Annotated in this window: 9 protein-coding genes and 1 pseudogene; 2 read left to right on the top strand and 8 right to left on the bottom strand. The window is 67.8% G+C overall.

Annotated elements, in window-relative coordinates:
* Positions 1-274: 274 nt before the first annotated feature.
* The 4 genes from QSK36_RS17710 to QSK36_RS17695 form a co-directional block, all read right to left on the bottom strand.
* Positions 275-1,501: a hypothetical protein gene (locus tag QSK36_RS17710; RefSeq protein WP_285783172.1), complete on the bottom strand. Its 1,227-nt coding sequence runs from the start codon at positions 1,499-1,501 to the stop codon at positions 275-277.
* Positions 1,502-1,693: 192 nt separating this feature from the next.
* Positions 1,694-3,784 (bottom strand): hypothetical protein, encoded by a 2,091-nt coding sequence (locus QSK36_RS17705; protein WP_285783171.1) that lies wholly within the window; start codon positions 3,782-3,784, stop codon positions 1,694-1,696.
* 175 nt (positions 3,785-3,959) lie between these two features.
* A complete protein-coding gene (locus tag QSK36_RS17700; protein WP_285783170.1) occupies positions 3,960-4,934 on the bottom strand; it encodes a hypothetical protein in 975 nt (324 codons plus the stop codon).
* A gap of 6 nt (positions 4,935-4,940) precedes the next feature.
* Positions 4,941-5,393: a hypothetical protein gene (locus QSK36_RS17695; protein ID WP_183545242.1), complete on the bottom strand. Its 453-nt coding sequence runs from the start codon at positions 5,391-5,393 to the stop codon at positions 4,941-4,943.
* 1,161 nt (positions 5,394-6,554) lie between these two features.
* On the opposite strand from QSK36_RS17695, the gene QSK36_RS17690 reads away from it, so the two are divergent.
* Together QSK36_RS17690 and QSK36_RS17685 are read left to right on the top strand one after the other, a co-directional pair.
* Positions 6,555-6,944: a hypothetical protein gene (locus tag QSK36_RS17690; protein WP_285783169.1), complete on the top strand. Its 390-nt coding sequence runs from the start codon at positions 6,555-6,557 to the stop codon at positions 6,942-6,944.
* 129 nt (positions 6,945-7,073) lie between these two features.
* Entirely contained in the window at positions 7,074-7,475 is a 402-nt protein-coding gene (locus QSK36_RS17685; protein ID WP_285783168.1) for a hypothetical protein, read from the top strand.
* 211 nt (positions 7,476-7,686) lie between these two features.
* On the opposite strand, the gene QSK36_RS17680 is transcribed toward QSK36_RS17685, so the two are convergent.
* From QSK36_RS17680 to QSK36_RS17660, 4 genes and pseudogenes are all read right to left on the bottom strand, one after another.
* On the bottom strand, positions 7,687-8,661 hold the full coding sequence (locus QSK36_RS17680; protein ID WP_285783167.1) for a hypothetical protein: 975 nt from the start codon (positions 8,659-8,661) through the stop codon (positions 7,687-7,689).
* Positions 8,662-8,901: 240 nt separating this feature from the next.
* A pseudogene (locus QSK36_RS17675) lies at positions 8,902-9,458 on the bottom strand (IS5 family transposase); the annotation flags it as partial.
* Between the two features lie 325 nt (positions 9,459-9,783).
* Positions 9,784-11,772 (bottom strand): hypothetical protein, encoded by a 1,989-nt coding sequence (locus QSK36_RS17665; protein ID WP_285783166.1) that lies wholly within the window; start codon positions 11,770-11,772, stop codon positions 9,784-9,786.
* Between the two features lie 454 nt (positions 11,773-12,226).
* Positions 12,227-12,757 (bottom strand): hypothetical protein, encoded by a 531-nt coding sequence (locus tag QSK36_RS17660; RefSeq protein WP_285783165.1) that lies wholly within the window; start codon positions 12,755-12,757, stop codon positions 12,227-12,229.
* Positions 12,758-13,001 lie beyond the last annotated feature (244 nt).

Below are 13,001 nucleotides of genomic sequence, written 5' to 3'. Positions count from 1 at the left end.
AGGGGGCTGAACCGGGACGACACCGCCCCGCCGTACGGCGGCAGCGGCTCGTCGTCGGGGTGGGCTGGCCATAGGCACGGACGTGGCGGTCGCAGTCGGGGAGGTGGTCGCTGATGCCCCGCCACCGCTCGTCGGTCAGCTGCAGCCCGTGAACCAGGTGCTGGTAGTCGGCGAACTACGCGCAGGACAGGGGATGACACGGCCAGGTCGCCGACGTCGGCCAGATCCAGCAGGGCGGCCGCAGTGGCAAGCGGTGGCAGGCTTGGTGTGTCCTTCAGCCGGAGGAATTGATTTTGCTGACACCGCGCGCCCGGCGAAGCAGTTCTCCTGCCGTGGTCTTGCGGATGCCGAGGTGATCGCGGAGCTCCTCCACGGTGACCGGCTTACCGGTCTCGGCCAAGTAGCGCTCGTCGATGAGCTGGGCGGCCTCAGCGGGGTCGTCGGGAAGGTAGTCGAAGGTGATTGCCTTCATCCGCTTGGAGCCGTTCCCCGATCGGTTCCGGGAACCGGTCCGGCGCCGGTTGGCGAAAGCGTTCTGGCCCCGGTTCCCGCTGGTCTGGGAACCGGCCCCGGAGGCGCCCTGGTCCGGTTCCGTGAGGGCATCCAGCGGCGGTACCTCCATGTCCACGAGATAGTCGAGCGCGCCGTGTGCCGCGAGCTTTCCTCTTAGGGCCTGGAACCGGACCGGGTCCGTTCCCAGGCCCGCGTGGACCGTCGCCGCCGTGAGCGCCCGCTGCGCCTTCCACCGACGCCATGATCTCCGCGCGGACCTGGCCTTCTCCCTCATACGGCGGACCCGCGCAATGCGTTTCGCCGCTAGGTCCAGGTACCGGTCCGCCGTCGCTTCCGACACGGTCCGGCCCTCCGGGTCCGCCAGGCGCAACGCGACCAGGAACCGGTCCCGGACCCGCGCCCAGAACGGTTCCCGCACCGGTTCGGGGAACCGGACCAGGTCCGCCTTCTGCGCCTCCAGCCAGTCCTTGCGGGAACCGCTCATCGCGCGTTCCCACATGAGCGCGGCGAACAGCGGTGTGATGAGCCGCAGCAGCGCCTCGATCCCGCTCTTGGAGTCCAGGCTGGACAACAGACCCGACATGGCGGTGATAGCCCACATGATCGCGCCGTCCACACCCGCCTTGCCGTACATGCGGGTGTGCTTGTCGGCGCGGCGGGCCTCGGCAAACGCGCCAACCTCGAACAGCACGAATAACAGTCGCAACGGCATGTCCAGGCCGAGGACCTCGCCGAACACCACCCACATGCCCTGCGCGGATACCGCGCCGGCCATCAGCGCGACGACCACTGCGAGCCTGTCGGTCCGACCCTGCTCGCGTTCTGCCTGGCCAGGGAAGCCACGGAGAGCGGCCAGGATGCGCCCGGCCGACCACGTCAGGAGCCACACCACGCCCGCGGCGAGCATGACAGCGGCCACAATGCAGGCCAGAGCCAGCCAGCCGTTGGTCGCGACCTGGCGGCCGAAGCCGTCGAGCCACTCGTACACCATCACACTGTCACTTTCTGTAGTTATTCGACTCGACCGCGAGCTTGTTCACGGCTCGACCACAGGCCCGACCGCGACTCGACCGCAGTTGGACCGTTGATCTTGTTGGCGGTCAAGTTCGGCGTGTATAGAGGCGGCCGGGGGCTGGCTCGACCGACTCGACCGCGAGCCTTCCGGCGGTAGTGACGGCGATCACTCGCCGTCACTACCGCCTGTGTCCTCGTCCTGCGTCCTGGCGGTCCTGATCGCTTCGTCGGCGGCCTCGATCGCCTCGCGAAGTCGCCGCCCGGACACTCCATCGGCGAGGAACCAGAGCTTCGCGCGTGTCTGCCCCCGGCTGTACAGCACGCCGTCTTCGGAGAGAAGGTTGAGCCGCACACTGAGCCAGGTGCGCTTCATCCTTGTGGCATCCATCAGCCCGACACGGTTCACGCCCGTCCGGCGACCGTGCTCCAGCGCGACCGCGAACGCCTCCAGCGTCGGGTTCGCCAGCGGTACGACCTCGCCGGCCTCGTCGGCCTCATGGCTGAAGCCGTCCAGATCGCCCTCGAGCTCGGAGTCCAGCGCGGAGAGCCGCGCTTCCAACTCCTCCAGGTCCTGCGTGGCCTGCACCTCCGGCCTGGCGGTGATCAGCATTTCCCTGGCCGTCTGCTGCGCACGTCGGCGGAGACCCGGCACCGGGTGCATCGTCGCCACCCGCCGTCTCGGCCGCGACGGCATCCACTCCGCCACCTCGGCCGGCAACCGCTGATGCGCGGTGGTGAAGTCATCGCCCAGCAGACGGGTGGTCCGCTCGTCGACGCCTCGGACCGAGTCCGAACGCGTCAGCGCCCACTCGTGGAACGCCAGTGGGTCGGGGATGTCGTAACCGAGGGTCGGCAGCGACGGTTCCTTCCCTTCCGCATGGAAAAATCGGCCGGGCGTCTCCAAGGTGGTGACGTCCAGGCGGGAGAAGTCGTCTAGGAGGAACTGGCCCGACCGCTTGTCGTCCTCGTGGAACACGCGGCGGTGGTGGAGCTGGCGGCGGAAGGCCGTGCCAGAGGTGTCGCGCGTCTGCGGCATCGCCGTCTCGGACATGTCCTGACCGGCGACGTGGATGCCGATACCGAACGCCCGGCCGAGCAGGGCGATGGTCGCGGCGGCAGCGTTTGCCAGCTTGTACCCGTTGGGGTTCATCTCGGCGCTGAAGACCATCCGGATTTCGTCGTACAGCAGGATGATCGCGACGGAGTCTTCCGTGGGGACGATGACCCGGTCGCCGCGCACCTTCAGTGGCCCGCGGTTGTATGGGCCGGGCTCGCACAGCCGCGCGACCGACACGAGCTGCCGGGTCGCCTCTTCGGCCGTCGTGGCGTACCACGGCGTCAGCGGCGCGAACGGAGCGAAGTCGTGAGTGCCTTTCAGGTCGGCGACCAGCACTACGGCGTTGATGCAGTTGGCGACGTTCGCGGCGACGACCATCTGGTGGACGGTCTTGCCGTAACCGGACTTTCCGGATACTGCGCCGTGCCGCACGCCACCCTGGCGGGTGGCCAGCAGCATGGTGGCGTCCTCTTCGTCCTCCCGTATGCCGATCTTGAACGGGGTCAGGATGTCGCCCTCCCACCTGGGCGGCCTCCACACGATCGGCTCGCCGCGGTGCGGCTGGCCAATCTGGAAGTGAAACACCTGCACACCGGCGTTGTCGACGAGCCCGGTGATCTGCCGCAGCATGCCGACCGGCAGCTCCAACCGTGCGGCAATGCCTTCCCGCGATGGGCTAATGTCCCGCAGCGGCATCCGAGTCCGCACCGTCACGGTGAAACGCGTCTCGCTGACGATTTGCTGTCCGATGATCTCCAGTTCAGGAATGCCGATCTTGGTCCTGAGCTGCGCCAACCGCTGGCAGATGTCGTCGATCATCGCCTGCAGCGGGTGCGGCGCCGGTGCCAGGGGGAGCTCGACCTTCTTCGGCGGGGGCGCCTCGGCTGGCGTCTTCTCGGCGGGAGCGTAGTGCTCGGCGATCTTCCCCCGGGCGTACGTCGCGCCGCCCGCCAGTGCCGCCCAGCTTGCGAGAACAATGGGGTGCAGCCAGCCCGCCTCAGTGGTTGCGACCAGGTAGCCAGTGCCGGCCACCGTCGAGCCGAGCGAGAAGGCCTGCCACCCCAAAGGGGTCTCCCGGATCCTGCCCACGAGGTACAGCACCGCCACGCAGATGATGCCGCCGAACAGCAGGGACCAGGTAGGCCACCCCTGCGACGCCAGGCCCTCAAGCAGGGCAGCGGCGTACACCGGCGACAGCATGATCCGGTGCTGCCAGGCGCTTATCACGAGCCACCGCACAGCTCTGTACGGATAGCTGACGAATTCGGGGGCTACCCACGTGTATCCCGGCTCTTCGGTTTCAGGCGGGGTCTCGGCAGACTCGGGGGAAGGGGGCGCCTTTGCGGACAGGGCAGTCTCCTTTCCCCGCGCAGAATCAGGAGTCGTGCATGTCAGGCAGGCGGACGCCGCGTGCCTGGTCCGAGGCGGTGCCCTGGTAGCGACCTGAGGCTGTCTGGGCTGCGCCCTTCACGATTTCGGCGCAGTGACGAGCCGCAGCAGCGGCCTCCTCATACGCTGCGATGACCTGCGGGTCGTGACGGTTCTCGATGAGGTGGTCACGCAGGAGGCCCAGACCGTCAGCGGCGTCCGCGTACACCTGGGCGTAGGCGTATCCCTTCGCCAGCGGCGTGCGAATGTCCCTGCCGTCCGGGAGGCGGACAAGCCGGACCAGGCCCTCGCGGATGAAACTGACGATGTTCCGCATCATGGTCGCCTTGGGGACAAGCAGATGCGGTGGAATCATCACCTCCTCCGCGAACTCCTGGATCACCTTTTCTACCGCTGCTGCCTTCTCCTGAGCCGGCAGGCCCCTGCGGGGGTGCTGGTCAGGTGATGCGTGCTCGTCGACCTCAGCTATCGGGACTCGCCTGAAGGTGGTGGTCCTGCTAACCGCACGCGGCTTCTTGTACCGCGCGGCGGGCGGCTCCCTCCTACGGGCAAGGTCACGAAGTTTCCTCATGAGGTCAGGTCCTTCTGATGCGGGTGCGGGATCCAGCTCGGGGCGGCGCTCGCCAAGCGGCTTCGAGGTATCGGAGCCTTTCGGCGGCCAAGGGCCAGGGTGCGGCTCTTCATGCCGTTCGAGCGTCACCTCGATAGGCAGCGGGCGCGGTTCGCCTTCATTGGGTTCGGCCGCGGGCTCCCCAGCGGGTCTCTGATCGGCGGCGGCTCCGGAGCGGCCAACGCGGATGCCCGGGCTAGCCTTCTCATTCGCCGTGGCTCTCTGTCTTGGCTCAGCCTTATGCGACGTCTTGTTTCCGCCCCCGGCATCACGGCCCATCACTTGGCGGAAGTAGGCGACACTGGCGATTAGCAGCAGAACACTGCCGATGAAGACCGCAATCCGGTCCATCGTTCATCACCCGTTCTGTGCCACAGACGCGCCAACCTTGCCGAACATGCGGTCGTGGATCTTCGGCCCCGCCACGGTGCCGAGGACAACCAGGACCGCCAGGAAGATGAACATGCACACGATGTAGGCGGGCTGATCCGGCTTGCGGTCCTTGATGATGTCCTTAAACCCGGTGAACAGGCCGAATGCGGTAGCGGTAGTGAGGATGATGGCGGTGCCCAGGGCGATGTAACCGACCCAGCCGCCCTGGCGGATCCCGTCGCGGATCCAGCCGCCGAGGCCAGCCGCCCACGCGCCGAGGAAGCTCACGGCCATCCCGAAGCCCCAGTACAGCAGACAGGCGGCGGCGGCCCAGCTCATGAAGCCGACCGGCATTTTGTCCTTCTTACGAAAACCGGCAAGGCCGATGGCCAGACCGAGCACGGCCCAGACAGACACCCAGTAGGAATTCCAGGTCATATGGGATCTCCCAGAGGTGCAGAGATGAGGGGCAGCACCAGCCGGCGCCGTTGCAGATCTCGCAGGGATGTCGCGACGCATCTCCAAACCGCCGCAGCCAGAGCGGCGGAGCGAAGGCCTGCGGCGGCCGGCGAAGGGCGCGGACAAAATGCCGACGCCGATCGCCTGGACGCGGTCCAGCAGTACGCGCGATACTTCGACACCAGTACGGGCAGAGCCCACCCAGCATCGTGGGTGAACGAGGACGTCACCGCGCGCGTGGTCGGCACCCCGATGGACATGGAACCTTCGGGAGCTCACCCACTCGGTTGATCGCGCTGGGCGGGTCCCGGCGCTGGGACTGGCTGCCCGCGGGTTCTCGGCGCGGGGGAAGGCTCGCCGAAGGCGACCGCGCGTAGCGCGGCTTGGCCTTCCCCCGCGCAGAGGTTCCGCGGAAGCGTCCCCAAAGCGCCGGGACCGCCAAGCGCAGTGTCGCTCCAGCCCCCAGCTCGCACCACGGGTGATGACGGGGGCAGGGCTTGGCGGGCGCCGAGATGACGCTGTTTCATTCTGGAGCGGTGTGATAAGCCCTGTTGGCTCGGCACCGGCGCGGGGTCGTGACGGCCTGTTCCCGCCGGCAATCGACGCGACCAGCTGAGCGGGCGCTCCTCCGGGGGCGCGTTCCATCGTGCCTTCGCTGTTGCAGCGGCGCGCCAATGGCCTCGCCTCGGACACGGCCAGCCCTAACGCCACGACCAGCGGGTGTGGCTGCCCGAACGATGCAAGAGCGTGACCTGCTCGATCACCGGCGTCCCCGCCGGCGGCAGGCCGAGCAGGGCCGTCTCCTCCGGAATGGCCGCGAGCGTGGGCCGCGAACTACGCCCGCCGCGACTCCCTCGTCCGCGCGGCCCGCCGACTGGGCATGAGCAAGACCCGCATCCATGAGCTCACCGGGATCGCCCGGACCACCATCGACCGCATCCTGCCGAAGGAAACCATCGTGATTCCTGACCGGATGCCCGCCGGCACCTACGCCGAAGCGCTCACCGGGACCGACCTCATCACGAGGGAAGAGATCCGGCGGGTCGTCGTCTGGACCGACTGGCCGTACAACAACTGCCCCCGCTGCCACCAGGAGATCGGGTACGAGAACCCCCATGCCCCGTCATCCTCTCGACCGACGTGCAGGGCGGCGAGCTGGAGGAGTTCGACAAGAAGCACGTGGTCTGCGGCGAGTGGCTGTCGGTGCCGTGGAAGGAAGTCACCAACGGCGAGAACGTCGAGGATGTCGCCGCCGAGCTGCAGCGCGAACTCGACGCCGAGATCAAGAAGCTGCGCTCGGAGGCCCGGCGCGGGCTGATCCGGATGATGCGTGAGGCCCTCGCCCGGCTCGACGAGCCTCTCGACGTCGCGGCCGGTGAGACTGTCGAGGACCGCGAGCGCGAGGTGTTCGGCGGGTCCGAGGTCACCCCCGGCATCTACCGGGACGGGGACCGGATCGTCGCATGGGACTACGACCCCGCCGGGCGGGACGTCGAGGGCGTCGCGATCAGCGACCTTGACCTCGCCTGACGTGGGGCTATCGTGGGCGCAGCGCCTCCGTCGCGCTGTGGCGGCCCCTGCGGGCCGAGGATTCCAACGCACTGCACCGCCCTGCCCGAGCACGGGCAGGGCTGGACCCTCACCCATGCAGGAGAGCAGATGGACATCGGGCACCTCATCGACCTCGTCCTCGACGGGCCGCGCACGCCGGAGGACCACCAGGCGATCGGCGACTGGCTGGACGCCCGGCACGAGCAGCGGGAAGCGATCCGCGCCGAACTCCTGGCGAACCCCGGCCTGATGCCGTATGAGCTGCTCGACGGCACCGAGCGGCAGTTCCGCCCCGGCTACTCCCCGGCCCCCGTGGTGCCGGTCAAGCGCGTCGGGATCGACGGGGCCAGGGTGGGCCAGGTGCAGCAGGACAACGCCGGCCGATGGGTCGGCTACTACCTCGCGGACGCCCCCGGCGAATACTCCGTCGCCCGCGGCCAGCAGGAGCCGCGCGAGACGGTCGAGGAGGCCGTCGCCGACGTGCTGACGGAGTACGTCCTACGGCGGTGACCGCCGGCCGCGGCACGCGGGGGGCTCCCGGCATCGCCCTGTGGATCTACCGGGACATTGCCCTCATTTGCGCACGCCGAAGCGCAGGCGCGCCTCCGCCAGCCGCCCCAGTACGAGTCGACGTTGACGAGATGCATTTGGCGTTTGGCGGCGACTGATGCTTCCTAATGGCATCCCAACTCTTTGCGGTTCTGGTCGAGGGTGGCTTGGTTTACTGCAGGCGCTCGCGGAGCTGGGCGGCTTCAGCGCGGGCGGTAGTCAGTTCGTCGCGGGTGGCAGCAAGGTCAGCTTCGGTGCGCTCGGCGCGGCGGCGCAGCTCCTCGCGGGCCTCCTCCAGCGCGCTGATGTGGGCGTCGAATGCCTCGCGCAACGCCTCCCGCACGCCAGCGGCGTCGACGCGCACCTGCTCAATCTCTTGCCGGCCAGCGACGACCTGAGCCTCAGCGGCGGCTTGTGCCCGGCGGGCCGCGCTAGCCTCGGCGGCCTGAGCGGCGAGCCGCTTGTCCAGGTCCCGGTTGATCCTCTCCAACTCCCGGTTGGTTCTGGCCAGGGCCTCGGCGCGTTCCCATTCGGCCTGGCGCTGCTGGTGGGCATGAGTGGCGGCGGCGGTCTGCTCGCTGGCGCGCTGCTCGGCGGCCGCGCGCCGGCCTTCGTGCTCGGCGACCTCCCGCCAGGCCGCCTCCACCTGGCGGCGCCGGTCCTCCTCGGCGTCACGGGCCATCCGCTCCGCGGCGCGGCGCGCCTCGATGGCCTGTTCGCGCTCGCGGACGGCTGCCGCGGCTTCGCGTACGGCCTGGGCACGGGCGGTCTCCGCCCGCTGGGCGGCCTCGATAGCTTCGGCGGCCTGGCGTTCGGCCTCGCCGATGCGGGCCATGGCAGCGTCGCGGACCTCGGTCAGCGCGGTGGCGTGCTCGCTCAGCGCGGGCAGCACGGCGGCGATCGCGGCCAGCAGCGGGTCAGCGGTGGCGGCATACATGGCCAGCGCCCCGTCGATTCCGGCGGTCTGCGCGGCGCGCCGCTCCTCGGCCGCAAGCTGCTTGCAAGTCTTGCCGTTCGACCACACCCGCTCTGGCGGGCCGCAATACTCCCGCGGCCGACCGGAGCCGGTGTAGACAACGCGCTGGTCGCACTTGGTATAGCCGCAGGCTCGGCTGGTGGTCTCGCTCTGCGACTCTCTCTCACCCACAGCGTCATACTAGCACTATCATTCAGCGAAACAGATAACGCTTATAGAGTTTTCGTAAGTCAAAACTATTCGATCTTGATTCCCTCATTGGAGGGTTCTCGTGGCTGTAGTCGCTTCTAAGGGGTGCACAGCTTCCGAGGCAACTTCCCCCTCTGCGAAAGGCGGCCGCAGCCGAGAGGCGTACCGTCACGGTGACCGCGACCGGTTCTCGCCGCTAGGGCCTGTACGGAGTTCGGATCTTCAGGCGGGCTGAAGGCTACGGATCCACAACATGGCACCTCGTAAGTAGAGGCCGGCGAGATAGCTCTCGGGGGTCTTGTCGAAGCGGAAGGCCAGGCCCCGCCACTGCTTGATCCGATTGATGCAGCGCTCGGCTGTGTTGCGCTCCTTGTACAACTCCGGATCGCGGCTAACCGGGCGGCCACCGCGTGACCCGCGTTTCTTGCGGTTGGCCGCTTGGTCGGCCTTCTCGGGAATCACCGCCCGGATGCGGCGCCGACGCAGGTAGCAGCGGTTGGCGCGGGAGGAGTACGCCTTATCGGCGGCCACCGCGTCAGGGCGGGTACGCGGGCGGCCGACGCGAACCCGGACCTTGATGCCGGCCAGGACGGCCCGAAACTGCGGGCTGTCGGAGGCCTGACCCGGCCTCACGACGAACGACAGCGGGCGGCAGCACCGGTCAGCGGACAGGTGAACCTTGCTGGTCAGGCCGCCGCGCGAGCGGCCGAGCGCGGCCGCTTTCAGCCGTGCACGGCGCCGCAGCCTCAGGCGCCGGCGTTCGGCTTGAGTCCCGTTTGCGTCCTCGTCGGGTCCGCCTTCGCCGACGTCACCTGCGGTGCCCGCCGGTGAACCCCCTTTTCCTCCTCGACGACCTTCTCCAACTCCTCCAGCAGTTCGGGGTCCACGACCATGCCGGCGGCCTGACGGAGTAGGCGCCGCGCCTGCGAGCTGGTCGGCCGTGCCTCGCTTGTGATCAGCATCTTCGCCAAATGCACAGAAGCAGAGCGGCTCCCCCTTGGAACCGATCATTCGGGATGCGCTACCGACCGTCACGCTGCTAGCGCTGCGGTCAATCGAGCCGGCCAGGGTCCTGGCACAGGGAAGGTGGGCGTGGGAATCTCATCAGCCTGTTAGGAAGACACGCCCGTGCCGCTCTCTGAATCTGAGCCTGTGAACCATCGTGGTCACCCCAAGATCCTCGACCTCATGGCGCCACTGGGCAAGAAACTCAGGATCCTCCTCTGGGATCTTGATTGGTAGCTCATCAGAGGGATCGGGCTCAGCATCTAGCCAGACAGGCGGCTCAAGTTGCGCGAGCAGTTCGGCGAGCTCTGCGATGGGCATTTCGTCGGGAGCCACACCACGTGAGCGCTCGGCGTCCCCTGTCGCTCTGAGGATGCCGAGCAGCTCGTGCCATTCTCGCCGCTGCTCCCGATACAACTCCACCAGCTCCGTCATCCGCTCGTCTGAGCCGACCTCCCGCGCGGCCTGCTCCAAGGTCGCCGCGCCGCGCCGCCAACCGCGCTCACCCTTGGCTGCCAGGCCGTACGCCGCAAGCTCCTCCAGCGACCTGCGCACCGTGGTGTCGCCGAGCCAGCTGAGCCGGACAAGGTCGCTGACAGGCGTCTCCTCGCTGTTCAGCGCCTCGTACAGCAGCGCGCTCGGGCTACTCAGCCCCCAGAATGCCGGGTGGATCGCATCGATAGTGCCAGCGCGCCAGCGCCTCCACACCGCCTCGGCCCGATACGCCTCGGGGACACGCAGCTGGTAGACATCCGCCTTAACACCGTGGTGATCCATCACCATGTCGAGCAGCGGATCGTCCTCGTCTCTGAGCACCACCAAGAGATCCGCGACGGTGGTCCAGTGCAGGCCCGACATCAGCGACAGTGAGCGCACGCCGAACTCGACGGTGGTCGAGCCCGTCAGCTGCGCGGCCGCGCCCAAGGCCCTCAACACCCTCCGTACAGAGACCGCTGCACCACCCCACTTCGCCCGCCGCTCAGGGTCCCGCTCAGCCAGCCAAACTGCGTTCCACCAAGTCCGGATCCTTTGGTACTCATCCCCACCTTCCTTACGATGTAAAGGAACATGCCACGGATTGCCTGCAGGGAACTCGGGTACGACCGGACCCACTGGGGGTGGCGTCGGGGGCGTGGAGGTCTGCTCCCTTGTGTAGGAGTCAGGGGCAGGTTTATCGACGGCGCTTCCGGAGACGGCTTTTCGCCATTCGGCCGTTATCCGCTCGGTGTCGCGTGGGCCGTACTTGCCATAGAAGGCAGCCATCCCCCGCCACCGGCCGGAGCGCATCTCCTGCAGGACATCCGACAGCCGCCAGCCGGCCGCGGCCGCGGAGTTCAGCACGGCGAGGCGGGCCCGGCTCCTGTCTGGATAGCCGCCCTGCTTGTAGTCGCCGGTGCGTGCCATCGCGTCGAGGTCTGTACGGATCGGGCGTCGCCCGCCGATGCGGGGGAGCCAGGGTTCGCCGTCGGCGTCGACCGGTCCGTCGAAGGTCGCTTGTCGTACGGGGGACAGGGCGTACAGCTCGCCGGCGAGCTCTTCGAGCAGGCTGTCCCAGACCTGCGGACCGCAGGGATGCCGCACCGCGTCCAGGGCCGCGTCGAGGGCCATGTCGAGCCGCATCCATCCGGTCAGCTGGCCGCCTTCGAGCTTGTGCGGGGCTCCAGGAGGACGGATCTGGCCAAACGGGTTGCTCATGGGGGAGACGTCGACAGTCGTGTAGCGCCGGGCGAGCGCATGCGCGACCTGGCGCAGCTCCTCGTACGGGAGCGCCGCCGCGAACAGCACGTACACATGTCGGCCGCCCGACGGTGAGCAGTCGTGGATGCAACGCCCGCCGAGCCCTTCGATCAGCTCGACGAACGCTCTTGCCTCCCTTGTGACCTGCTCACGAGGCGAGGCCGGGGAGCTCGTACGCCGGGCGAGCGCGATGTCGAAGTCGGCCACCAGGAGCCGGCCCGTGTAAGTCTCCGCGTTGAATACCGGGACCGTCGCCGGCCGGTACGGCAGTGCCTCAACCAGCGCGTGCTCGTACCCGCGGCCCTTGTGCCACTTCGGGAAGCTCACACCGCCATCGGGGGAAAGGCGCATGCGTGGAGCTTGAGCAATGGCAGGCGCGAGCAGACGCCACTGCTCGGCAGCCGAGGCACGTGCTGCGGCCGGCCCGCGCCGAACCATGGCGGCAAGCCGATCATCCGTTGACGAGCGAGGAGTATCGGCTGATGAGAGGCGGGGAATGATCGTTACCGCTGGCCCTGTGCCGGCGTAGTTGCCGTGCTGCAAAGATGGGGCAGACACGGCAGACACGCCGAAAAAAGGCATGGGGGTAGCGTCATCTGAACCAGCGGGTATGATCCCTCCTAGGGACTGGCACTCCGGTTCCGGACAAACAAAGGACGGTCCGTGACGCAAGCGTCAGGACTGGCCGGGTGAAGGGTCCTCTTCAGCAGAAGGTTTGCGAGGCCTAGGCGCTGAATGGTCCCTTGTGCGGTGTGGAGTTGTTGAGCCCCCGGGGACGGTGTCCTCGGGGCCTACGCTTCATGGGCTAGCTGGCGATTTCCAACTCCTCCTGGTTGTTCTTCGCTTCGTCCCAGTGCGCAGGCACGCCCGTCCTGGGGTCGACCTTGCACACAAGCTCGTTCAAGGCGCGACGCACGACCTCGGCGTCGCTGAGGTTCGCTCTTGCGGCGATGTCTTTCGCCGCCGCCAAGACCCGACGCTCCTCGTCGTCCCTGAATGTCGTAGTCACCTTGGCGATCTTGTTCTCTTCGGGCACCACCGGCGTCGAGGTGCGCCGACGATCGCCACGCCTTGATCCACCGCCTCTGTATGCCATGGCAGGGATCATTCCATAAAAGTTCAGAGTGAGTGCAGCATTCACTGCGGCGTGTCGGTGGCGGATCCTGCGGCTACAGGTGCCAGTGGGGTGCGAGGACATATTCAGGCTGTGCGACGGGTGGGTGCTCGAGACCGCCCCTGCAGATCTCGGGTTCTCGGCCTGCCGATTGGCGGGGATGTCCGTCACGTTGGCTCTCCTGTTCGCCCGCGGAGGTACAGCCTCTTCGATGTCCGCCATATATGGACAGACTCACCATATATGGCGGATAGGATCATGCCATAGCCCTGGAGGGGATTGAGTTGGGAAGTTGCTAGCGAGGCGACGGCGGCCCCGCCAGCCTCCAACTCAATGACTGTCAATGGGCAGGTTTGAGCAGGTTTCGCGCCTAGGCATCGCGGGACTGCGGGATTCCCTCTGAGTTCCGGCGCCGAGTAAGTATGAGCACAATAATGCTTGTTGCCTGGTAGCCACTAGGGGTGAT

The organism is Microbispora sp. NBRC 16548, from assembly GCF_030268985.1.
Classification (GTDB): Bacteria; Actinomycetota; Actinomycetes; order Streptosporangiales; family Streptosporangiaceae; genus Microbispora; species Microbispora catharanthi.
Note: the sequence above shows the minus strand (reverse complement) of the source record. Positions and strands in the feature narration are given on the sequence as shown.